19 protein-coding genes are annotated in these 22,414 nt (G+C 75.1%); 13 read left to right on the top strand and 6 right to left on the bottom strand.

All coding sequences use genetic code 11. The annotated features are described in order from the left end of the window. The first annotated feature begins 78 nt into the window (after nucleotides 1-78). The gene (locus tag BLR12_RS14995) at nucleotides 79-1,290 is read left to right on the top strand and encodes an HNH endonuclease signature motif containing protein (RefSeq protein ID WP_091379567.1); all 1,212 of its coding nucleotides are present in this window, start codon (nucleotides 79-81) and stop codon (nucleotides 1,288-1,290) included. A 123-nt stretch (nucleotides 1,291-1,413) separates the two neighbouring features. Further along, entirely contained in the window at nucleotides 1,414-2,601 is a 1,188-nt protein-coding gene (locus BLR12_RS14990) for an acyl-CoA dehydrogenase family protein (protein WP_091379565.1), read from the top strand. 12 nt (nucleotides 2,602-2,613) lie between these two features. On the opposite strand, the gene BLR12_RS14985 is transcribed toward BLR12_RS14990, so the two are convergent. Beyond that, entirely contained in the window at nucleotides 2,614-2,874 is a 261-nt protein-coding gene (locus tag BLR12_RS14985; RefSeq protein ID WP_091380004.1) for a hypothetical protein, read from the bottom strand. A gap of 128 nt (nucleotides 2,875-3,002) precedes the next feature. On the opposite strand from BLR12_RS14985, the gene BLR12_RS14980 reads away from it, so the two are divergent. The 3 genes from BLR12_RS14980 (at nucleotide 3,003) to BLR12_RS14970 (ending at nucleotide 4,472) form a co-directional block, all read left to right on the top strand. Beyond that, the gene (locus BLR12_RS14980) at nucleotides 3,003-3,587 is read left to right on the top strand and encodes a hemerythrin domain-containing protein (RefSeq protein WP_176832528.1); all 585 of its coding nucleotides are present in this window, start codon (nucleotides 3,003-3,005) and stop codon (nucleotides 3,585-3,587) included. A 60-nt stretch (nucleotides 3,588-3,647) separates the two neighbouring features. Further along, entirely contained in the window at nucleotides 3,648-3,953 is a 306-nt protein-coding gene (locus tag BLR12_RS14975; protein WP_091379560.1) for a hypothetical protein, read from the top strand. 144 nt (nucleotides 3,954-4,097) lie between these two features. Continuing rightward, nucleotides 4,098-4,472: an STAS domain-containing protein gene (locus BLR12_RS14970; RefSeq protein ID WP_176832527.1), complete on the top strand. Its 375-nt coding sequence runs from the start codon at nucleotides 4,098-4,100 to the stop codon at nucleotides 4,470-4,472. Between the two features lie 336 nt (nucleotides 4,473-4,808). Here BLR12_RS14970 and nhaA read toward each other — a convergent pair whose 3' ends face one another. The 3 genes from nhaA to BLR12_RS14955 are packed head-to-tail and all read right to left on the bottom strand — an operon-like array spanning nucleotide 4,809 to nucleotide 9,674. After that, a complete protein-coding gene (gene nhaA, locus BLR12_RS14965; protein ID WP_143018783.1) occupies nucleotides 4,809-7,430 on the bottom strand; it encodes a Na+/H+ antiporter NhaA in 2,622 nt (873 codons plus the stop codon). Continuing rightward, on the bottom strand, nucleotides 7,427-8,941 hold the full coding sequence (locus BLR12_RS14960; protein WP_255363517.1) for an MFS transporter: 1,515 nt from the start codon (nucleotides 8,939-8,941) through the stop codon (nucleotides 7,427-7,429). Before BLR12_RS14960 ends, nhaA begins: the two co-directional genes overlap by 4 nt. 4 nt (nucleotides 8,942-8,945) lie before the next feature. Continuing rightward, nucleotides 8,946-9,674 (bottom strand): glutamine amidotransferase, encoded by a 729-nt coding sequence (locus BLR12_RS14955; RefSeq protein ID WP_091379550.1) that lies wholly within the window; start codon nucleotides 9,672-9,674, stop codon nucleotides 8,946-8,948. A 118-nt stretch (nucleotides 9,675-9,792) separates the two neighbouring features. Between BLR12_RS14955 and BLR12_RS14950 the strand changes: the two genes are divergently transcribed. The 5 genes from BLR12_RS14950 (at nucleotide 9,793) to BLR12_RS14930 (ending at nucleotide 15,285) form a co-directional block, all read left to right on the top strand. Next, on the top strand, nucleotides 9,793-10,050 hold the full coding sequence (locus BLR12_RS14950) for a hypothetical protein (protein ID WP_091379547.1): 258 nt from the start codon (nucleotides 9,793-9,795) through the stop codon (nucleotides 10,048-10,050). Beyond that, nucleotides 10,047-10,874: a hypothetical protein gene (locus BLR12_RS14945; RefSeq protein WP_091379544.1), complete on the top strand. Its 828-nt coding sequence runs from the start codon at nucleotides 10,047-10,049 to the stop codon at nucleotides 10,872-10,874. The genes BLR12_RS14950 and BLR12_RS14945 overlap by 4 nt, the downstream gene beginning before the upstream one ends. 16 nt (nucleotides 10,875-10,890) lie before the next feature. Next, nucleotides 10,891-12,687 (top strand): fumarate reductase/succinate dehydrogenase flavoprotein subunit, encoded by a 1,797-nt coding sequence (locus tag BLR12_RS14940; RefSeq protein WP_176832526.1) that lies wholly within the window; start codon nucleotides 10,891-10,893, stop codon nucleotides 12,685-12,687. Next, entirely contained in the window at nucleotides 12,684-13,514 is an 831-nt protein-coding gene (locus BLR12_RS14935) for a succinate dehydrogenase/fumarate reductase iron-sulfur subunit (RefSeq protein WP_255363516.1), read from the top strand. Before BLR12_RS14940 ends, BLR12_RS14935 begins: the two co-directional genes overlap by 4 nt. 139 nt (nucleotides 13,515-13,653) lie before the next feature. After that, entirely contained in the window at nucleotides 13,654-15,285 is a 1,632-nt protein-coding gene (locus tag BLR12_RS14930; protein WP_091379541.1) for a glycoside hydrolase family 13 protein, read from the top strand. Between the two features lie 24 nt (nucleotides 15,286-15,309). Here BLR12_RS14930 and BLR12_RS14925 read toward each other — a convergent pair whose 3' ends face one another. After that, entirely contained in the window at nucleotides 15,310-15,780 is a 471-nt protein-coding gene (locus BLR12_RS14925) for a hypothetical protein (protein ID WP_091379538.1), read from the bottom strand. 204 nt (nucleotides 15,781-15,984) lie between these two features. Between BLR12_RS14925 and BLR12_RS14920 the strand changes: the two genes are divergently transcribed. Then, nucleotides 15,985-18,831 carry an FAD-binding and (Fe-S)-binding domain-containing protein gene (locus tag BLR12_RS14920; protein ID WP_091379534.1) on the top strand — a complete coding sequence of 949 codons (2,847 nt, stop codon included), beginning with the start codon at nucleotides 15,985-15,987 and terminating at the stop codon, nucleotides 18,829-18,831. Further along, nucleotides 18,824-19,984, top strand: a complete 1,161-nt coding sequence (locus BLR12_RS14915; RefSeq protein ID WP_091379531.1) for a MalY/PatB family protein — start codon at nucleotides 18,824-18,826, stop codon at nucleotides 19,982-19,984. Before BLR12_RS14920 ends, BLR12_RS14915 begins: the two co-directional genes overlap by 8 nt. Nucleotides 19,985-20,536: 552 nt before the next feature. Here BLR12_RS14915 and BLR12_RS14905 read toward each other — a convergent pair. Next, a complete protein-coding gene (locus BLR12_RS14905; RefSeq protein WP_091379525.1) occupies nucleotides 20,537-21,472 on the bottom strand; it encodes a patatin-like phospholipase family protein in 936 nt (311 codons plus the stop codon). A gap of 101 nt (nucleotides 21,473-21,573) precedes the next feature. On the opposite strand from BLR12_RS14905, the gene BLR12_RS14900 reads away from it, so the two are divergent. Next, nucleotides 21,574-22,368 (top strand): hypothetical protein, encoded by a 795-nt coding sequence (locus BLR12_RS14900; RefSeq protein ID WP_091379522.1) that lies wholly within the window; start codon nucleotides 21,574-21,576, stop codon nucleotides 22,366-22,368. Nucleotides 22,369-22,414: the final 46 nt, after the last annotated feature.

Genomic DNA, 22,414 nt, shown 5'->3' with positions numbered 1-22,414 from the left:
TGAGCTGCGGATTCGTCTTGATCGAGACCTGTTCGTCGGCTAGACTTCGAACACCTGATCGAACCGGTGGGAGGTGTCGTGGACGAGCTGTTGGCCTCCCTCGACGCCCTTGCCGGCGAGGACCTGGCCCCGTTGTTCGGCCCGGCGCTGCTGGAGCGGCTGCGTCCGCTGCTGGTGGCCCAGAACCGGATCGCCGCGGAGGTGGCACGCACGGTGCGGGAGTGCGAGGTGTCCGGCGCCGCCGAGCACGACGGGCTCAAGACGATGGGCTCCTGGCTGCGCGGGCACGGTCACCTGTCCGATGCCCAGGCCGCGCGGGTGGTGCGGGCCGGGCGGGCGCTGGTGCACCTGCCGGGGATGGCGGCGGCGTTCGCCGCCGGTGCGGTGACCGGCGAGCAGGCCGCGGTGCTGGGCCGGGTGGCCGAGCCGGCGGCCCTGGCGCTGGCCGCCGAGCAGGGCGTGGACCTGGCCGCGGTGGACGCGGTGCTCACCGAGGTGGCGGTGACCCGGCCGTGCGCCGATGTGGCCAAGGCGGTGCGGCACTACCTGGACCGGCTGGACGCCGACGGCCTCGAGCCCGATCCCACCGAGGGCCGCCGGCTGGTGATCGTGAAGCACGCCGACGGGTCGGTCACCGGCCGGTTCGACCTGGACGCCGTGGGCGGAGAGCGGCTGCAGACCGCGCTGGAGGCGGTGGTGCAGGCCGGCCGGTGCGCCGGGGATGAGCGGACCCGGTCCCAGCAGCTCGCCGATGCGCTGGTGCAGCTGTGTGACACCGCCCTGGCCGCCGGCCGGCTGCCGGTGCTGCGCGGGCACAAGCCGCAGGTCATCGTGAAGATCGACGCCGAGGACCTGTTCGGGCCCGGCACCCACCCCGGCGCCGGCGAGCTGGGCTGCGGCGCGGCCATCTCCGCGGCCCGGGCCCGCTGGCTGGCCTGCGACAGCCAGATCACCCGGATCGTGATGGGACCCGACGGGATGCCGCTGGACCACGGCCGCACCCTGCGCCTGGTGCCACCCCACCTGCGCCGGGCCGCGGAGGTCCGCGACGGCGGCTGCGTCTTCAGCGGCTGCGGGGCGCCGACCTCCTGGTGCGACGTGCACCACCTGCTCGCCTGGATCGACGGCGGCGAGACCAGCCTGGAGAACTCCGCGCTGCTGTGCGAGCGGCACCACACGAAGGTCCACCACGGCTTCCGGGTCGAGCGGCGACCCGACGGCCGATGGCGCACCTGGCGACCCGACGGCACCCAGATCCGCACCGGACCCCGACTCGACGCGGCAGCCTGACCGCGCTCCCGAACACCCGACGCCGAGCCGCACGACCCCCGAGGTCGTGCGGCTCGGCGTGCTCGGACACCGTCGTCCCCGTCGGCCGGGCGTCGCGGCCGATGCGGTCGTAGCGTCGGTTCCATGACCGAGACGAGCCCGGACTTCTACGACCTGGAGGAGCTCCTCGAGCCGGAGGAGATCGAGATCCGCGACCGGGTGCGCGCCTTCTGCGAGAAGGAGGTCACCCCGCGGATCAACGACTACTGGGAGCGCGCGGAGTTCCCCTTCGAGCTGGTGCCCAAGCTGGCCGAGCTCGGCATCGCCGGCGGCACCATTGAGGGCTACGGCTGCCCGGGGATGAGCAACGTCGCGGCCGGCCTGGTTGCCGCCGAGCTCGCCCGCGCCGACGGCAGCGTGGGCACCTTCAACGGCGTGCACAGCTTCCTGGCGATGCAGTCCATCGCGATGCTCGGCGACGAGGAGCAGCGCGAGCGGTACCTGCCCGCCATGGCGCGGCTGGAGAAGATCGGCGCCTTCGGCCTCACCGAGCCCGCGCACGGCTCGGACGCCGTCGGCCTGGAGACCTCCGCCCGCCGCGACGGCGACGGCTTCGTGCTCACGGGTGCGAAGAAGTGGATCGGCAACGGCACGATCGCCGACCACGTCCTCATCTGGGCCCGCGGCGAGGACGGCGCCGTCGGCGGCTACGTCGTCGACAAGGGGACCCCGGGTTACGAGGCCCGCGTCATGACCGGCAAGACGGCCCTGCGCGCGGTGTGGCAGGCCGAGATCACGCTGACCGACGTCCGGGTGCCGGCGGAGAACCGGCTGGCCAACTGCCACTCGTTCAAGGACGTCTCCCAGGTGCTGGACCGCACCCGCTACACCGTCGCCTGGCGGGCACTCGGGCTGGCCACCGCCTCCTACGAGCTGGCCCTGGCACACGCGCTGCAGCGCGAGCAGTTCGGCCAGCCGATCGCCGGCTACCAGCTGGTGCAGGACAAGCTCGCCCGGATGCTGGCGGAGATCACCGCGATGCAGCTGATGTGCTGGCGGCTGTCCAAGCTCGCCGACGCGGGGCGGATGACCGCCGCGATGGCCTCGCTGGCCAAGATGAACCACGCCGCCAAGGCGCGGGCGATCGTGGCCGACGCCCGCGACATCCTCGGCGGCGACGGCATCCTCATCGACCACCACGTGGCCCGCCACCACGCCGACATGGAGGCGGTCTTCACGTTCGAGGGCACCGACTCGGTGCAGGCGCTCATCGTCGGCCGGGAGATCACCGGCTTGTCGGCGATCAGCGGACGGCGACCCGACCGCCGCTGAGGGACCGGTCGCTCAGCCGATCCGGCTGAGCGACCGCTGCACGGAGGTCAGCTCGCGGCACTCCGGGCACGCCGTCCGCCCGGCGCCGACCCGCTGCCACTCCTGGGACCCCCACACCTGCACGATCGCCCCGCACACGGCCAGCTCCACCTCCCCGTCCAGCTCGGACGGCGGCCGGTGTGCCTCGACGGCGTGCCACGGCCTGGTCTGCTCGGTCGGCCGACCCGGTGACCAACGATCAGGGCGGGCGAACCCCACGGCGTAGGACTGCACGACCGAGTTGTGCCCCAGCTCACAGGTCGGGAAACGCGCCGACCCCGTTCCGGCGGACGGCGTCGCGGCGTGTGCGCGCGCCCGGCACGGGGAACCCACGGAGCGTCCCCGCACCCCAGGAGCCAGCCGTGACCGAGACCGACAGCCAGCGCGACGTGGTGGACCTGCTCAGCGCCGACCACCGCGAGTTCGACCGCATCTTCACCGAGCTGGAGGGCTTGCTCGGGCAGACCGACCCCGAGGTCCTGCGGCGCAAGCGCGAGCTGGTCGACGAGGTGACCATCGGGCTGGTCAAGCACTCCGTCGCCGAGGAGACCCGGGTCTACCCCAGGGTCGAGGAGCAGGTCGACCGCGAGGAGGCCGAGAACTCCAAGCACGAGCACGCCGAGGCCGAGGAGACCATGAAGCGCCTCGAGCGGATGGACCCCGAGGACCCGCAGTTCGACACCGAGGTGGCGACGCTGATCCGCGAGATCCGCTCCCACGTCGAGCACGAGGAGAGCCGGATGTTCACCGAGCTGCGGGCGACGTTCACCCGCGAGCAGCTGGTGGAGATGGCGCAGGACGTCGAGCGGGTCAAGGCGATGGCGCCCACCCGGCCGCACCCGATGACGCCGAACGAGGGTCTCGTCCGCACCGTCGCCGGGCCGGTCGCCAGCCTCCTCGACCACCTGCGCGACGCCGTCAGCGGCCGGGGGAAGCACAGGGAGTGAGGCACCCCGCCGCCCCCTCCCGCGTTACCGTCGGGGAACGCTCTCGGGAGGGGTGGATCGGTGGAACCTGTCAGCCTGCTGGTCGGCGCGGCACTGCTCGCGGCCGGCTTCCTCGGCGGCCGGATCAGCCGCCGCAAGCCCACTCCCCCGGCGGCGGCCGCGCCGCTGTGCGGGTGCGGCCACACGCTGAGCCAGCACGACACCGAGACCAACACCTGCTACGCCGAGCTGCGCCGCGACACCTACGACAAGCGCGGCCGCTGGTCGGGCCACCAGTGGGTGCCCTGCACCTGCCGCCAGTACGTCGGCCCGCGCCCGATCGACGAGGTGTTCGTGCCGCGGCTGCTGCCGCCCACCGGCGACTGACGGAGCGCTCCCGGAGTCGCGGGACCGTCGGCGGGACGCCGCTGTTCCGCTCGGCCTCGGCGTGGGTCGGACACCGGCCCGTCGATCGACCCGCAGCACGCCCACCGGCTCGCGCGCCTCGTGCTCGCGCCCCGAGGTGATCGCTTGCCGCTCCCACCGACTCCCCCGGCCAGATCCGTCCCTGACCCCCGCGCGCCCCTCTCCGTCGAGGTCGACGTCGCCGGTGGCCACCTGCGGGCGGCCGGTCGGCTCGACTCCCGGAGCATCCGCACGCTGCACACCGTGGTGTCCGGGCTGCTGCTCAGCGAGCAGCGCCACTGGGTGCTCGACGTCACCGCCCTCACGGTGACCGACCACACCGGGCTGCGGGCGATCGGCGCGGCCTACCGCCGCATGCTGCGGCACGGCCGGCGGCTGACGATCCGCGGCGCGTCCCCGGACCTGGAGCGGGTGCTGGTCCGGCTGCGCCTGGGCCGGCACGTCCTGGACGACGACCACCCGGCGCCCGTGCGGGCCTGACCCCTCGCACACCGGCCGGCACGGGCGCCTGGTCCTCTCCGCTCGGCCGGTCGGCCTCCCGCCACGGTCCGGCCCGGGGCGGCTGTCCGTGCCGGCGACCGCCAGCCCCGTCGCGTCCGGGCGCTGAGCAGGTCGAAGGAGGACGTGACGACCCGGTCCGCGACTGGTCGCCGCCGCCTCCGCGCCTCGAGATGGTCCGCGAACAGCACCGCGGTCCCTCGCGCGCCGGCCCGCCCGTGAAGGCCTCCCAGGAGCCTGGTGACGTGCTGGAACGGCCCCCTGCAGGGTCCCGCCGCGGGCTCGCGAGCGGTCGGACCCTGCGGGAGGGCACCTTCTTCAGTCCAGCGCCTCGACGGCTGCGGACACCTCGTCGTCGGTCGGGTTGCGCAGCACCTCCCCGCGCCGCCACACCACCACCGGCAGGTCGTCCTCGGACACCCCGAGCTCGGCCAGCAGCGCCGCACCGTCCCCGGTGGCGTCCAGGTCGACGAACACCGCGTCGAGACTGCGGCGGCGGGCGAAGTCCTGCAGCCGGCGGCTGTCCGGCGAGCCGACCCGGCCGACGATGCGCAGGTCGGCGGCGAGCTGGAGCAGCAGGGAGCGGCGGACCAGGAACGCCCGCAGCACCAGCTCCTTGAGCTCGTGGTCGGCGGTGAAGACCTCGTGCATCCGGCCGTCCGGCACGCTCAGGACCTCCCCGGGGCGGATGACCAGCGCGGTGAGCGAGACCGGGTCGGGGTCGAACAGGTCGAGCTCCCCCAGGAAGCGCCGCTCCCCGTGCACCGAGATGACCCGCTGGTCGGCCCGGCCGAGGTCCTCCACGACGGCGACCGCACCGGACAGCACGACCTGGAAGTCGTAGCCGGGGTCGCCCTCCCGGAACAGGGTGTCGCCGGGCTCGACCCGCCGGCGCGACCCGAAGCGCTGCACCACGGCGAGCTGGGCATCGGTCAGCCGCGGGAAGGCGCCGTCCCGGTCCGGGGTCTCCGGCAGGTCGGCGGGGACCGACGGCACCTCCCCGACCGGGGCGCGCTGCCCCTCGCTCCGCCGGGGTCCGAGCACCGGCAGCGCCGGGCTGCGCACGCCTCCCGACGCCGGGGCGGCCGGGCCGTCGCCGGCCTCCGCGAGCAGGACCGCGGTGAGGGACCCGGTGTCGAACGGCCCGGTGTGCCGCCGTCCGTTGACGAAGAAGGTCGGCGTGCCCTCGACGCCGCTGGCCTCGGCGGACTCCACGTCCTCCTCCACCCGGCGGGCGTACCGGCCCGACCCCAGGTCGCGGGCGAAGCGCTGCACGTCCAGGCCCAGCGTCACGGCGTGGTCGAGCAGGTGGCTCGGCAGCAACCGGTCCTGGCCCGCGAACAGCCGGTCGTGCATCTCCCAGAACCGGCCCTGCGCACCGGCGGCCTCGGCGGCCTCGGCGGCCAGCCGCGCGTGCGGGTGGACGTCGGTCAGCGGCACGTGCCGGAAGACGTAGCGCAGCCGGTCGCCGAAGCGGGCCCGCAGCTCCTCGACCGTCCCGGTGGCGCGGCCGCAGAACGGGCACTCGAAGTCGCCGTACTCGACCAGGGTCAACGGCGCGTCCGCCCGCCCCCGGACGTGGTCGCGGGCGGGGTCGACCGGCGGGTCGAGCAGCACCGGCCGGGCACCGGCGCCGGCCGGCCGCCGGCGGTCGGCCAGCCGGAACAACGCCCAGCCCAGCAGCGCGGCCAGCAGCGAGGCGGCCAGGACGCCGACCCGCGCCTGGTCGGCCAGCGACTCGTCGTCGAAGGCGAGGTCGACGATGAACAGCGAGATGGTGAAGCCGAGGCCCGACAGCGCCGCCCCGCCGGCCAGCTGCTCCCAGGTGAGCCCGGGCGCCAGCGCACCGAGCCGCAGCCGGACCGCGAGGCCGGTGCCCAGCAGGATGCCGAGCAGCTTGCCGAGCACCAGCCCGGCGACGACGCCGAGGGTGACCGGCGAGGTGGCGGCGGTCCGCAGCGTCTCCCCGGTCAGCGGCACGCCGGCGTTGGCCAGGGCGAACACCGGGACGATGACGAAGCTGGTCCACGGCTGCCACAGCTGCTGCAGCCGCTCGCTGGCCGACACCGACCGGTCGATCGACAGCCGGGCGGCGCGGGCGAACTCCGGGTTGGGCGACTGCTGGTAGGCCCGCGTGCGCCGGGCGGCGTCCTCCACCTCCTCCCGGCGTGCCGGGTAGGCCGGCGTGAACAGCGCGATGACCACCCCGGCCAGGGTGGGGTGGACGCCGGAGAGGTACATGGCCACCCACACCGCGACGCCGAGCACCAGGTACGCCGGCCCGCGCCAGACGTTCAGGTAGCGCAGGCCGACCATCAGGGCCAGCCCCACCACGGCCACGGCGAGCGGGCCGAGGGCGAGGTCGTCGGTGTAGAACAGCGCGATCACGGTCAGCGCGCCGACGTCGTCGGCGATGGCCAGGGTGAGCAGGAACAGCCGCAGCTGCGCCGGGCAGGCCGGCCCGACCAGCGCGAGCAGGCCGAGCAGGAACGCGGTGTCGGTGGAGATCACCACGCCCCACGCCGCGGCCGCCTCGTCGCCGAGGGTGAACGCGACGTAGACCAGTGCGGGCACCGCCAGGCCGGTGACCGCCGCGACCGCGGGCACCGCGGCGCGCCGCCGGTCGGTGAGCTCACCCATCACGAGCTCGCGCTTGATCTCCAGCCCGACGACGAAGAAGAAGAACACCATCAGGCCGTCGTTGACCCAGTGCTGCAGGTCCAGGGCGAGCTCGGCGCCGGCGAACCGGACGGCGAACTCGGTGTGCCAGAAGGCGTCGTAGCCGTCGCCGAACGGCGAGTTGGCCCACAGCAGCGCGACCAGCGTGGCGGCCAGCAGCAGCCCGGCGCCGCCGGCCTCGGTGCGCAGCCGCCGCCGCAGCGGCGCCACCCGGGCGAGCAGCCCGGACCCGCCCGACGTCGACTGCTGGGTGACACTCACCGCGACCACCCCTCCCGTGTCGCCGGGTGCACCGGCGGCCCGCCGACGCCGCAGTTGGCGCACTCCTCGATGGGCAGCCGCCGGTCGGGTCCGGGTTCCGCCGTCGCCAGCGGCCGGCGCACCAGCAGCACGGCCACGACCGCGCCGGTTCCCAGCAGGCCGGCGCAGAGCAGCATCGCCGTCCGGAACCCGTTCGCGAACGCGGCCGGGTCGGTGACCTCGACGCCGCTGAGACCGGCCAGGGCCGGGACCACGGCCACGGCGAGCAGCCCGGCGGCCCGGGCGACGGCGTTGTTCACCCCCGACGCGGCCCCGGCCAGCCGGTCGGGCGCGGAGTCCAGGACCGTGGCGGTCAGCGGCGCCACGAGCAGCGTGAGGCCCGCCCCGAACACCGCCGTCGCGGGCAGCACCTCGAGCAGGTAGGAGGCGCCCGGGCCGATCCGGGCCATCAGCAGCACCCCCGCGGCGGCCAGCAGGGGGCCGGCGGTGAGCAGCGGCCGGGGTCCGGTGCGCTGGGCCAGCGCGCCGACCCGCGCGGAGAACAGCAGCATCAGCGCCGTCACGGGCAGCAGGGCGGTCCCGGCCGGCAGCGGGTCGAGACCGGCGACCACCTGCAGGTGCAGCACCAGCAGCACGAAGACCACCCCCAGCGCGGCGTAGACGAGCAGGGTGACGGCGTTGGCGGCGGTGAACTGCCGGGAGGCGAACAGCACCGGGGGCACCAGCGGGGCCGGCGAGCGCCGCTGGACGACGGCGAAGGCGGCCAGCGCGACCAGCCCGGCGGCGACCCACGCCCAGACCCCGGGTCCGCGGCCGGGCTCCCCCGCGGCGGTCAGGCCGTAGGTCAGCGCGCCGAGCCCCGCGACGACGAGCACCGTCCCCGGCCAGTCCAGGTGGTGGGCGGCCTCCGGGTCACGCGACTCCGGCACGTGCCGCAGCGCCACGGCCACGACCACCGCGGCGAGCGGCAGGTTGACCAGGAACACCAGCCGCCAGTCGACGGCCACCAGCCAGCCGCCGACGAACGGCCCGACCGCACCGGCCACCCCGCCCAGGCCCGACCAGGCGCCGACGGCCGCGGCCCGGTCGGCGCCGGAGAAGGACGCCGAGATCAGCGCCAGGCTGCCCGGCGTGAGCAGCGCGCCGCCGACGCCCTGCAGCGCCCGCGCCGCGATCAGGGTCTCGACGTCCGGCGCCACACCGCACAGCAGGGACGCCGCGGCGAACCACACGGTGCCGATGACGAACAGCCGCCGGCGGCCGAACCGGTCGCCCAGCGAGCCGCCCATGAGGATCAGCGCGGCCAGGGTCAGGGTGTAGGCGTTCACCGTCCACTGCAGGGCGGAGAACCCGGCACCGAACTCGGTGCCGATGCGCTCCAGCGCCACGTTGACCACGGTGGCGTCCAGCAGCGCCAGGCTGGAGCCCAGCACGGTCGCGAGCAGCACCCACCGGCCCTGCGGCGTCCCCATGCGCAGGCCGCCGTCCGGCACGACCGGTCCCCGGGTCACCGGCTCAGCCGTACCGGGCGACGAAGTTGGCGAGGACCCGGCTCGGCTCGGTGACCACGGCCTGGCTGACCCGGGTGATGAGCTCGTCCATCTCGGCGGGCGGGAAGTAGCCGGCGTGCTGGTAGACCCGCACCCGGGTCACCACGCCGCCGACGTCGAGCTCGGGGTGGAACTGGGTGGCGTAGACGTTGCGGCCGACCCGGAACATCTGCACCGGGCAGCCGGGCGAGGTGGCCAGCAGCGTCGCCGAGGACGGCAGCACGCGGCAGGCCTCCTTGTGCCCGACGAGCGCGTCGAAGACCTCCGGCATGCCGGCCAGCAGCGGGTCGGCCCGCCCCTCGTCGGTCAGGGCGACCGGCACGCAGGAGATCGGCTCGCCGTGGGTGCGGTCGATCACGCCGCCCTGGTGGACGCCGAGGGTGCCGATGCCGTAGCAGGCGCCGAGGAAGGGCACGTCGCGGGCGACGACCTCGTCGAGCAGCGCCGACAGGTCCGCCTCGACGCGGTGCTGGACGGCGGACTTGTCCTCGGCGGGGTCGCTGGAGTTGAACGGCCCGCCGCCGAGGAACACCCCGGCGTAGTCGTCGAGGTCCAGCGGCGGCAGCGGCCCGGCCTCCAGCCGGACGCGGCGCAGCTGGGGCTCGTCGAGACCGGTCGCCCGCAGGAACGCGGCGTACTCGTCGTCCGCAGCCTCGTCCTCGGGTCGCGAGGCCAGCAGGAGGAAGGGCCGCACGGCCGCGATGCTAGGCCGCCCGCGCCGCCCGCCGCCGAAGTCCTTCCGCCGGGCGCGCGTCCGTGGTCGACTTCCGTGCACCGCCCCGCGGCGGTGGAACCGGCACCTGGAGGCAGCGATGTCCCTGGAGCAGGACGTGGCGGCGGCCCACCGGGCCGTCGACGAACTCGAGGCGGCGTGCAGCCCGCTCACCCGGCACTTCGGGGACACGGTGGACGCGCGCCGGCTGAGGGTCGACGTCGCCCGGCTGCGCGACGACCTCGCCCTCCTGTGCGGCGCGGCGCGCACGGCCCCCGGCACCCCGGGCTCGTCGGCCGTCACGTGGGGCGACGCCTATGACGACGAGGCCACCGGCTCCGGCCGCACCGTCCGGTGACGACCACCGCGGCGCGCGGGGCCGGGGCGACCTCCCCGGGACGCGGCGGCGGGCCCACCCCGCGGCGTGCGGCCATCGCGGCGCGCACCCTGCGCACGGACCGGTGGTGGCTGCAGCCGCTGCTGACGGTGCTCGTGCTGGTGGCCTTCGTCGCCTACTCCAGCTTCCGGGCGTTCCAGGACGCCCACTACTTCTCCGAGCCCTACGTCTCGCCGTTCTACTCACCGTGCCTCACCACGGCCTGCGAGGGCGACACCTTCCCCGAGCTGTTCACCGGCCCGACCTGGATCTCCCCGGCCATCTACATCCTGGTCTTCCCGCTGGGCATCCGGCTGACCTGCTACTACTACCGGAAGGCCTACTACCGGTCCTTCTGGCTCTCCCCGCCGGCCTGCGCGGTCGCCGAACCGCACCGGCGCTACACCGGTGAGACCCGCTTCCCCCTGGTCGGGCAGAACCTGCACCGCTACTTCCTCTACGCGGCGCTGGTCATCAACGTGGTGCTCTTCTACGACGTCGTCCTCGCCTTCCGCGACGAGACCGGCGAGTGGGGGCACATGGGGCTCGGCACGGTGGTCCTGCTGGTCAACGCGGTCCTGCTGTTCCTCTACTCGCTGTCGTGCCACTCGTGCCGGCACATCGTCGGCGGCCGGCTCAACTCCTTCTCGAAGGCCCCGCTGCGCTACCGCGCCTGGACTGCGGTCTCCCGGCTCAACGCCCGCCACATGCAGTACGCGTGGGCGTCACTGGCCAGCGTGGCGCTCGCCGACCTGTACGTGTTCCTGCTGGCCACCGGCACGATCTCCGACCCCCGCTTCTTCTGATGACGGAGCCCTTCTGATGGAGCTCGAGAGGCACGGCTACGACGTCGTCGTCGTGGGAGCCGGCGGCGCGGGCCTGCGGGCCGCGATCGCCGCGCACGAGGCCGGGGCGCGCACGGCCGTCGTCTGCAAGTCCCTGCTCGGCAAGGCGCACACCGTCATGGCCGAGGGCGGCATCGCCGCGGCGATGGGCAACGCCTACCCGGAGGACGACTGGCGGGTGCACTTCCGGGACACCATGCGCGGCGGGAAGATGCTCAACCACTGGCGGATGGCCCAGCTGCACGCGCAGGAGGCGCCCGACCGCGTGCGCGAGCTCGAGGACTGGGGCGCGCTGTTCGACCGCACCCCCGACGGGCTGATCAGCCAGCGCGACTTCGGCGGCCACCGCTACGCCCGCCTGGCGCACGTCGGCGACCGCACCGGGCTGGAGCTGATCCGCACCCTGCAGCAGCGCACCGTCGCCCTCGGTGTCGACGTGTACATGGAGTGCACGGTCACCCGGCTGCTCACCGATCCGGAGGGCATCACCGGCGCGTTCGGCTACTGGCGCGAGTCGGGCCGGTTCGTCGCCTGGGAGGCGCCGTCGGTCGTGCTGGCCACCGGCGGGATCGGCAAGGCCTACAAGGTCACCTCGAACTCGTGGGAGTACACCGGCGACGGGCACTCCCTGGCGCTGGCCGCCGGCGCCGGGCTGGTCAACATGGAGTTCGTCCAGTTCCACCCCACCGGGATGGTGTGGCCGCCGTCGGTGCGCGGGATCCTGGTGACCGAGAGCGTCCGGGGCGACGGCGGCGTCCTGCGGAACTCGGCCGGCAACCGGTTCATGTTCGACTACATCCCCGACTTCTTCCGCAAGGAGACGGCGGAGACCGAGGACGAGGCCGACCGCTGGTACGCCGACAAGAGGAACAACCGGCGTCCGCCCGAGCTGCTGCCCCGCGACGAGGTCGCCCGCGCGATCAACAGCGAGGTCAAGGCCGGCCGTGGCTCCCCGCACGGCGGGGTGTTCCTGGACATCGCCAGCCGGCGCCCCGCCGACTACGTCCGCCGGCGGCTGCCGTCGATGTACCACCAGTTCAAGGAGCTGGCCGACGTCGACATCACCGCCGAGGCGATGGAGGTCGGCCCCACCTGCCACTACGTGATGGGCGGCGTCGAGGTCGACCCGGACACCGCCGCGGCGTCGGTGCCCGGGCTGTTCGCGGCAGGCGAGGTCGCCGGCGGCATGCACGGGTCCAACCGGCTGGGCGGCAACTCGCTGTCGGACCTGCTGGTCTTCGGCCGGCGCGCCGGTGCGGCCGCCGCCGAGCACGCGGGCAAGCGGGCCGGCGCCGTCGCGCTGGCCGAGGAGGCGCTCGCCGAGGCCGCGCGGGCGGCCCTGGCGCCGTTCGAGCGGGAGGGCGGGGAGAACCCGTACGCGGTGCAGTCCGAGCTGCAGCAGACGATGCACGACCTGGTCGGCATCATCCGCACCGCCCCGGAGATGGAGCGGGCGCTGGAGCGGATCGCCGCCCTGCGGGAGCGGGTGGCGGCGCTGTCGGTGGAGGGCCACCGGCAGTACAACCCCGGCTGGCACCTGGCGCTGGACCTGCCCCACCTGCTGGCGGTCAGCGAGTGCATCGCGCGGGCGGCGCTCGCCCGCGAGGAGAGCCGCGGCGGGCACACCCGCGACGACTTCCCCGCCGCCGACCCCGAGTGGGGGCGCACCAACCTCGTCTGCGGGCAGGCGCCGGACGGCACGGTCACGCTGGCCCGGCAGCCGCTCCCGCAGATGCCCCCGGAGCTGGCCGAGGTCTTCGAGGAGCAACCGTGACCGAGCCCGGGGAACCGAGCATCGGCGGCACCGACGAGGGCCGGGGCGGCGGAGCCGGTGGCGGGGGCGGGGGCGGCTACGACGCCACGTTCCGCGTCTGGCGGGGTGACGCCTCCGGCGGAGGGCTGCAGACGTTCACCGTCCCGGTCAACGAGGGCGAGGTCGTGCTCGACGTCATCCACCGCCTGCAGGCCACCCAGGCCGGCGACCTCGCCGTCCGGTGGAACTGCAAGGCCGGCAAGTGCGGGTCCTGCAGCGCGGAGGTCAACGGGCGGCCGCGGCTGATGTGCCTGACCCGGATGAGCACCTTCGCCGAGGACGAGACGGTCACGGTCACCCCGCTGCGGACCTTCCCGGTCATCCGCGACCTGGTCACCGACGTCTCCTACAACTACGAGAAGGCCGCGCGGATCCCGGCGTTCAGCCCTCGACCCCGCGACCCCGACGGCAACCACCGGATGCAGCAGGTCGACGTCGACCGGCCCCAGGAGTTCCGCAAGTGCATCGAGTGCTGGCTGTGCCAGGACACCTGCCACGTCATCCGGGACCACGAGGAGAACCAGGCCGCCTTCGCCGGGCCGCGCTTCCTCATCCGGCTCGCCGAGCTGGACATGCACCCGCTCGACGTCGTCGACCGGCGGGACGCCGCCCAGGAGGAGTTCGGCCTCGGCTACTGCAACATCACCAAGTGCTGCAGCGAGGTCTGCCCTGAGGGCATCCACCTGACCGACAACGGGATCATCCCGCTCAAGGAGCGGGTGGTGGACCGCCGGTACGACCCGCTCACCTGGCTCGGGTCGAGGATCCGCCGGCGCCCGCGGGACTGAGGGCGCCAGGGCCACCGCACCACTCGCTCCCCGTCCGTCACAGGCGAGCTGCGCGCTTGGCGGGATCTGCCATCGGCGCCTCACCACTTCGTGGGACCTGCTGCACAACCTGGCGCCCGGATCCGCCGATGGTGGCGGCATGGCACGCCGCCTCTCCCTCGCGAGGACCCAGACCCAGCGCCGGGTCGCCCCCGCAGTCGCGCCCGCCCCCTGGTGGCGCGACGCGGTGGTCTACCAGGTGTACCTGCGCTCGTTCGCCGACAGCGACGGCGACGGGACCGGCGACCTGCGCGGGCTGCGGCAGCGGCTGCCCTACCTCGCGTGGCTCGGCGTCGACGCGGTGTGGATCAACCCGCACTACCCCTCGGGCGGTGCGGACGGCGGCTACGACGTCGTCGACTACCGCGCGGTCGACCCCGACTACGGCGACGTGTCCGACCTCGAGGCCCTGGTGGACGACGCCCGCCGGCTGGGCCTGAAGGTCGTGCTGGACGTCGTCCCCAACCACAGCTCGGACCAGCACCCGTGGTTCCAGGCCGCGCTGGCCGACCCGGACTCCCCCGAGGCCGCGCGCTACCACTTCGCCCCGCCGTCGGAGGAGCCGCCGAACAACTGGCGCTCGCTCTTCGGCGGGCCGGCCTGGTCGCGCACCCCGGACGGCCGCTGGTACCTGCACCTGTTCGCCCCCGAGCAGCCCGACCTCAACTGGCGCGACCCGGCCGTGGCCGCGGACTTCGAGCGGACCCTGCGCTTCTGGCTGGACCGGGGCGTGAGCGGCTTCCGGGTCGACGTCGCCTACGGCCTCTACAAGGACGCCGGTCTGCGGGACAACCCCGGCAGCTACTCCCCCACGCTCTTCGGGCACGGCCCGGAGCAGGCGATGACCTGGAACCAGCCCGAGGTGCACGACGTGTGGCGCCGCTGGCGGTCGATCTGCGACGAGTACCCGGACACGATGCTGGTCGGCGAGGTCTGCCTGGCCGACCTCGACGAGGTCGCGCAGTACTCCCGCCCCGACGAGCTGCACCAGGCGCTGTCGTTCCGGCTGCTCAAGTCCCCGTGGGCGGTCGCGCCGTTCGCCGAGGCGATCGCGAGCGCGCTGGACGCCTACGGCCGGGTCGGCGCGCCGGTGTCCTGGGTGCTGGGCAACCACGACAAGGAGCGGCAGGTCACCCGCTTCGGCGGCGGCGAGCTCGGCACCGCGCGGGCCCGTGCCGCGGCACTGCTGACGCTGGCGCTGCCGGGGTCGGCGTACCTGTACGCCGGCGACGAGCTGGGCCTGCCGCAGGCGCACGTGCCCGACGAGGCGAAGCAGGACCCGATCTTCCACCGCAGCGGCGGTGCCCGCGCCGGCCGCGACGGCTGCCGGGTGCCGATGCCGTGGAACCCCGCCGAGGGCGTCGGCTTCTCCCCCGAGGGCGCGGCCGAGCCGTGGCTGCCGATCCCGGCCGACTGGGGCCGCTACGCCGTCTCGGTGCAGACCGCCCAGGGCGGGTCGACGCTGACGCTGCACCGGCGCGCGCTGGCGCTGCGCAAGGCCCACCCGGCCTTCGCCTCGGGCTCGGCGACGGTGACCACCCGCGGCGACGTGCTGACCATCCGGTCCGTCGGCGGCGGCGAGGCGGTGCGCTGCGTGGTCAACATGGGCAGCGAGACGGTGCTCGCCGGCTGCCCGGGTCAGGTGCTGCTCGCCTCCACCGCGGCGGTCCGCCGCTCCGGTGGCACGGTCGCCCTCCCGCCGGACAGCGCGGTGTGGGTGCTCGAGGACTGAGCCGCCGACCGGTGTACCCGGAGGTCAGGGGCCGACGCGCCTGACGTGGCCGAGGACCACCGGGCGCTCGCCGGCCAGCTCCAGCGCCTCGACCGCGCCGACGTCGTCCAGCCCGTCCCGGCCGGTGGCCTCGAAGAGCTCGACCTGCTCCTCGATCCACCGCTGGTGGCCGTTCCAGGCGGTCAGCGCGGTGGTGCCGAGGAGCGCGCCGATCCGTTGCCACGACGCCCCGGCGCGCAGCGCGGCGCGGATGCCCCGGTGCTGCGCGTCGTAGGCCCGCCGGGCGACCCCGATGCCGAGGTCGAGCAGCTCCAGGGACTCCTCGAGGTCCAGCGGCTCGACCTGCCCGTGCAGGTGGTCGGTCCAGGAGTGCGAGGGGCGGACGGCGGGCTGCGCGACCGCCGCGGCGCTGTCCCGCCGGCTCAGGAAGTCCAGCCGGGTCGCGGCGGTGACGATCGGGATCTCGACCTCGAGGAGTGCGCGCCAGCCCGTCATGGCGACCGAGGATCGGGGGCCCGGTCCGCGGATCCCGCTGCGACGCCGCGTGTCGCCGGGCCGGACGGGGACACGCGGCCGGGGATCACGCTCCCCACCGGGGCGGTCACCGAGCAGAGGCGGCCCGGTCCGGGTCCGCCGTGCCGGTGAGGTGCCCGCGCGGTGTACAAGGAGGAGGCACCGACCCGCGGCACGAGGAGCCCCATGGCCCGCACCAGCGATCCGGACGCCGACCTCCTGGCGGCTCTGCGCCGCGCCGGGGTCGGCGACGTCGACGACTCCGGACTGGCCCGGGCGCTGTACGCCTCCGACGCCTCGCTGTACCGGGTGCTGCCGCAGGCGGTGGTCCGGCCGCGGCACCCCGACGAGATCGAGGCCACCCTCGCCGTCTGCCGCGAGCTCGGGGTGCCGCTGACCGCGCGCGGCGCCGGGACGTCGATCGCCGGCAACGCGGTCGGCACCGGCGTCGTCGTGGACACCAGCCGGTACCTGTCGCGGGTGCACGCGATCGATCCCGAGGCGCGGACGGCGACCGTCGACCCGGGGGTCGTCCAGGCGGCCCTGCAGACCGCGGCCCGGCCGTACGGGTTGCGCTTCGGCCCGGACCCGAGCACGCACAACCGCTGCACCGTCGGCGGGATGATCGGCAACAACGCCTGCGGCTCGCGCGCCCTGGGCTACGGCCGGACGTCGGACAACGTGGTGGGCCTGGACGTGGTCACCGGTGCCGGCGAGCGGCTGCGGCTCGGCCCACCGACCGCCAATATCGCGACAAAGGCGGACGAGAACGGAGTACTCGGCGAGCTGCGGCGCCTGGTGGACGGCGAGCTGGCCGCGATCCGCACCGAGCTGGGCCGCTTCGGCCGGCAGGTGTCGGGCTACTCGCTGGAGCACCTGCTGCCCGAGCGCGACTTCGACGTCGCCCGCGCCCTCGTCGGCAGCGAGGGCACGCTCGCCGTGGTGCTCGGCGCGACCGTGCGGCTGGTCACCGACGCCCCGTTCCGCGGCCTGGTCGTGCTCGGCTACCCGTCGATGGCCGAGGCCGCCGACGCCACCCCCGCGCTGCTGCCGCACGCGCCGACCGCCGTCGAGGGCCTGGACCAGCGGATCGTGCAGCGGCTGCGCGACGTCCCCGCGGCGGTGGTGCCCGACCTGCCCCGCGGCGACGGCTGGCTGATCGTCGAGCTGACCGGCGAGACCGTGGCCGAGATCGAGGCCAAGGCGCGGGGCGTGCTGACCGACGCCGGGGCGCTGGACTCCCTGGTGGTCACCGACATCGCCGAGGCCGCGGCGATCTGGCGGATCCGCGAGGACGGCGCGGGCCTGGCCGCCCGCACCTCCGACGGGAGGCCCGCGCACGCCGGCTGGGAGGACGCCGCGGTGCCGGTCGAGCAGCTGGGCTCCTACCTGCGCGAGTTCGAGGCGCTGCTGGACGGGCACGGGCTGCAGTGCGTCCCCTACGGCCACTTCGGCGACGGCTGCGTGCACGGGCGGATCGACTTCCCGTTCGACCGCGAGCCCGACCGCGGCCGCGAGGCCTACCGCGCCTTCGTGCAGGACGCCGCCGCCCTGGTGGCCCGCTTCGGCGGCTCGGTGTCCGGCGAGCACGGTGACGGTCGGGCCCGCAGCGAGCTGCTCCCGCACATGTACTCCCCGCACGTGCTGGGTCTCTTCGAGCGGGTCAAGGGCCTGTTCGACCCGGCCGACGTGCTCAACCCCGGCGTGCTGGTGCGCCCGGCGCGGGTCGAGGACGACATCCGGATGGCTGCCGCGCCGCGCCGGACGCACGACCTGGCCCTGGCCTACCGGCACGACGGCGGCGACTTCTCGGCCGCGGTGCACCGCTGCACCGGCGTCGGCAAGTGCCGGGCGGACCTGCAGGCCACCGGCGGGGTGATGTGCCCGTCGTGGCCGGCGACGCGGGAGGAGAAGGACACCACCCGCGGCCGGGCCCGGGTGCTGCAGGAGATGCTCGCGCCCGGCGGCCCGGTGCGGGACTGGCGATCGCCCGAGGTGCACGACGCCCTGGACCTGTGCCTGTCGTGCAAGGGCTGCTCGCGCGACTGCCCGACCGGCGTCGACATGGCCTCCTACAAGGCCGAGGTGCTGCACCAGAGCTACCGGCGGCGGCTCCGCCCGCGCTCGCACTACACGCTGGGCTGGCTGCCCCGCTGGGCCGACGTCGCCGCCCGCGTGCCCCGGGTGGCCAACGCGGTCACCGGCTCGCGGCTGGGCGGCCGGCTGGCGAAGTGGGGCGCCGGTGTCGACCAGCGCCGGTCGCTGCCGGCGTTCGCGCGGCAGACCTTCCGCGCCTGGTGGGCGGAGCGGCCACCCCGGACCGGAGGTCGGCCGGTCGCGTTGTGGGTCGACTCGTTCACCGACCACTTCGACCCCGCGGTCGCCGTGGCCACGGTCGCGGTGCTGGAGGACGCCGGGTACCGGGTGCAGGTCCCGCCCGCCGAGGCCTGCTGCGGGCTCACCTGGATCACCACCGGCCAGCTGGACGCCGCGCGCCGCACCCTGGGCCGCACCGTCGAGCTGCTCGCCCCGCTGGTGGACGACGGGATCCCGGTGGTGGGCGTGGAACCCTCCTGCACCGCGGTGCTGCGGCACGAGGCGCTGGAACTGGTGGGCGGGCCGGCCGCCGAGCGGGTCGCCGCGGGCACCCGGACGCTGGCCGAGCTGCTGCGGGAGACCCCGGGGTGGACGCCGCCGTCACTGGCCGGGACGGAGGTCGTCGCGCAGCCGCACTGCCACCACCACGCCGTGCTCGGGTGGGCGACCGACGAGCGGCTGCTGCGGGAGGCCGGCGCGACGGTCACCCGGATCGGCGGCTGCTGCGGGCTGGCCGGCAACTGGGGCGTCGAGCGCGGGCACCACGACGTGTCGGTGACGATCGCCGAGCAGCAGCTGCTGCCCGCCGTCCGCGCCGCCGGGCCGGACGCCGTCGTGCTGGCCGACGGGTTCTCCTGCCGGACCCAGCTCGACCAGCTGGCCGGGCGCGAGGGCCTGCACCTGGCCCAGCTGCTGGCCCGGGCCACCGGTGCCTGACGCCGGGTTCGACGGGCTGACCGTCGAGGAGCTGCGGCGGCGCGGCGGGCTGAAGTGGTCGCTGTTCCCCGGGGCGATCGGGTCGTTCGTCGCGGAGATGGACTTCGGGACGGCGCCGGCGGTCACCCAGGCGCTGCACGCGGCGGTGGACGGCGGAGCGCTCGGCTACCTCCCGCCGGCACTGCTGGCCGGGATGTCCGAGGCGTACGCCGCCTGGTCGCGGGACCGGTACGGCTGGGCGGTACCGCCGGAGCGGGTGCGCCCGCTGGCCGACGTCCTGGCGGGCATGGCCGCCGCGGTCGAGCACTTCTCCCGCCCGGGCAGCCCGGTGATCCTGCCGACGCCGGCGTACATGCCCTTCCTCACCCTGCCGGCGGTGCTCGGCCGCGAGGTGATCGAGGTGCCGATGGCCCGCGACGGCGACCGGTACGGCTACGACCTCGACGCGCTGGACGCCGCCTACCGCGCCGGTGGGCACCTGCTGGTGCTGTGCAACCCGCACAACCCGATCGGCCGGGTGCTGGAGCCGGCGGAGATGACCGCGGTCGCCGAGGTGGTCGACCGGCACGGCGGGCGGGTGTTCTCCGACGAGATCCACGCGCCGCTGGTGTTCCCCGGTTCCCGGCACGTGCCCTACGCGTCGCTGGACGACGTCACGGCCGGGCACGCGGTGACCGCGACCTCGGCGTCCAAGGCGTGGAACCTGCCGGGCCTCAAGTGCGCCCAGCTGGTGCTGTCGAACTCCGCCGACGCCGAGGTGTGGTCCCGGGTGGGACTGCACGCCGAGCACGGCGCGTCCACGCTCGGGGTCGTCGCGAACACGGCCGCCTACACCGGCGGCGCCGGCTGGCTGGACGGCGTCCTGGGCTACCTCGACGGCAACCGCCGGCTGCTGGCCGAGCTGGTGGCCGAGCACCTGCCCGGCGTCGGGTACACCCCGCCCGAGGGCACCTACCTGGCCTGGCTGGACTGCCGGGAGCTCGGCCTGGCCGAGCCGGGCGCGTTCTTCCTCGAGCGGGCCGGGGTGGCGCTGATCGATGGCCTGCTGTGCGGCGGCGCAGGGTCCGACCACGTGCGGCTCAACCTCGCGACCCCGCGACCGGTGCTGGCGCAGGCCGTCGAGCAGATGGGCGCCGCGCTCGCCGCGCGCTGAGCGCGGCCGGGGGACGTGCCGACACCCGGCTCGACGCGTGGGCGCCCACCGGTCCCATCGGCGCACCCCCGACCCGGCGCGGCCGGCCGTCGACGTGCCGGGCGGGTCCGCGTCGGATCGACGTCCTGTCGTACCCCACCGCCATGCTGTGCCTGTCCGGATCACACCAGCGGTGCCGCCATCGCAGACCGCGTCCGCCGCACCGGCCGGTCGGGGAGGAGGCGAGGACGAGGTGAGGACGTACGACCCCGCGGACAGCATCGACTACGTCCACCTGGCGCAGCACCCGGCCGCGTCCGCGACGTCGCCGCACACCCATCACGAGTGCCACCGGCTGCCCGACGGCTACGCGAACGTGTCGCTTCGGGCCAGGCTCGGTGGACGACGCCTGGCAAGCGTCCGTCCACCGCTCGCCGTCCTCCCCGGCGGATCGGCAGCGCCCGCCCACAGCGCCCCCGCCGCACCGGCACTGCGCCTGGTCCGGTAGCCCCGGACGCCGGCCGGCGCGGTGCACGGGGACGGGATCCCGGTGCGGCCGTGCCGGCACGGCCGTCAGCCGGGCAGCCGGGCCAGGAACTCCTCCGCTTCCTCCCGCCCCGCATCGAACAGCCGGCGGAGGAACGCGGGCCTGCGGTCCAGCTTGCTGGGCAGGTCCAGGTCGAGGTCGAGGGTGACCTCGCGGATCTCGATGCGCCGGTACGGGTCGCCGAGACGGTCCGCCCACTCGTTGACCTTGCGGATGAAGAACAGCTCCTGCTCCAGCGAGAGGTTGCCGGCGAGCTCGTTCCGCCGGTCGGCGATGTCACCCACCGTCTTCGGCTCGGTGGCCCGGGCGCGCGGGTTGACCCGGACCACCCAGATCTCCTCCGGGCCGGCGTCGGGCAGCTCGCGCACCGGCGGGTTCTGGCTGAACAGCCCGTCCCAGTAGAGCCGGCCCCGCTCCTCGACGGCGCGGAAGAGCAGCGGGACGGCGGCCGAGGCCAGCACGGCGTTCACCGTGATCTCCCGGCGCCGGCTGGAGAAGGCCTTGACGTCGCCGCTGAGGACGTCCACGGCGCCGACGAGCAGCAGCGGCTGGTCCTCGGGCGGGGACTCCTGCAGCCGGGCCAGCCGGTCCACGTCGACGTGGCGGGTCAGCAGGTCGGTGAAGGCGGCGCCGGCGAACCCCGGATAGGCGTAGGGGCTCACCGTCGGGAGCGTCACCCGCCCCTCCAGCCGGGCCAGGCCGACCAGCCAGGCGTTCGCCGCCTTGTCGCCCAGCGTGGTGGCCGCGTTGTCCTCCCAGAAGCGCTCGAGCAACCGGCCGGCCTCGGCCGCGCCGCCGATCAGCAGGCCGTACCACGCCAGCAGGGCGCAGACGGCGCCACCCGAGGTGCCGGACAGCCCCACGACCCTGTGGTCCTCGTCGGCCAGCAGACGTTGCAGCACACCGCCGGTGAACGCCGTGTGGCTGCCGCCGCCCTGACAGGCGATCGCGACCGTTCTCATCCGTGCCTCCCCTCGCACACGGTCCCCACCATCTCCCAGCCGGGCAGTTGCCGCCGAGCACACCTGCGGAGCCCTGCGGCTCCGTGGGTCAGGATGTCGCCGTGACCGCAGGAGGCCGCGACGCCGGCGGAGCCTGGCCGGACCCGGCCGAGCGGGCTCGCTGGGAGCAGGCGCTGGCGAGCGCTGCCGGCCGGTTGCAGGAGGAGCGCGGCCTGACCGACGCATGTCGGCTCACGGCCGAGTGGGGCGGCCTCTGGGCCGAGTACGGCGATCGGCGCGTCTGCGTGGCCGGCTCCCACCCCGACGTCTCCGACCCCGAGCAGCTGTTCGAGGAGATCGACGAGTGGGCCGCCTTCCACCGTCGGGGCGGCCCCGGGCGCGTGCTCGAGCGCGACCGGCGGGCGATGGCGGCCTGGCGGGAGCAGCTCCCCGCCGTCCGACGGTTCTGGGAGCCCGTGGCGGCGCGGGTCCTGCGGGACGTCGAGGCCACCACCGGCCTCGACCTCCGCTGGCGGGTGACGGTGCACGAGGACGAGGAGGAGTGGTCCGCACCCGGCCCCGTGGCGGTCGGCGGGGTCTTCGTCGACGGCCGCCCGCCGGTCCGGCCCCGCCGGCCGTTGCCCTTCCCCGAGGTGTGGCTGGAGACCGCGCACACCGGCCGCGGACTGCCGTCGATGGCGGACGGGGAGGAGGCGGCCTGCCACCTGGCCGACGCCGTCCAGGACGACGTCATCGAGGAGCTGCACGGCGCCTGGCCCCCGTGCCCCCGTCATCCCCACCCCCTGCGGGTCGACGTCACCGGCTCCGGCCTCGCCGTCTGGGTGTGCCCGCAGCTCCCGGAGCTGTCGGTCCCGATCGGGTCGCTCGGCGGCCCGGCCGCGCCTCACGAGGACTGAGGCGGGACGGCACGCCGTCGGCCGGCGGAGCACGAGGGCACGGTCG

The sequence above is a fragment of the Geodermatophilus sp. DSM 45219 genome, assembly GCF_900104025.1.
Lineage (GTDB): Bacteria > Actinomycetota > Actinomycetes > Mycobacteriales > Geodermatophilaceae > Geodermatophilus.
Note: the sequence above shows the minus strand (reverse complement) of the source record. Positions and strands in the feature narration are given on the sequence as shown.